The following is a 331-nucleotide window of genomic DNA, read 5'->3' as shown; positions in this document are numbered from 1 at the left end:
CGGGTGCCGCTCCCGCACGGCGGCGATCACCCGCGCCATGCTTTGCAGATCAAGTCCGCGCCGCCAGGCGTAGCCCCGGGAACGCTGCAGGTACAGAACCTTCGTCCGCGGTCCGACCGCCGTAACAAGTTCGTCCAGGGGAACATCTCCCCCGGGCTCATCCGCGACTTCACGGCAGGTCACGCCCAGGGCGGTCAGCGAACCCGGAGGCGCTCCGCCGAGGCCGATAACGTCCGCGAGGGTGTCGTAGGGTCGCCCCAGGGAAAGAACCTCGTCCCCCGGGCGGCAGACAGCGAAAAGTCCAAGGGCCAGGGCATGCGTGCCGGAAACG

Annotated in this window: 1 protein-coding gene; it reads right to left on the bottom strand. The window is 69.2% G+C overall.

Annotated features, from left to right (window positions below; all coding sequences use genetic code 11):
* Positions 1-331: methionine gamma-lyase family protein (locus QMC81_10925; GenBank protein ID MDI6907980.1), on the bottom strand; the 331-nt coding region annotated here is incomplete at both ends.

It is taken from the genome of Thermoanaerobacterales bacterium (genome assembly GCA_030019475.1).
GTDB lineage: Bacteria > Bacillota > Desulfotomaculia > Desulfotomaculales > JASEER01 > JASEER01.
This window is presented reverse-complemented; position numbering and strand designations above follow the sequence as displayed.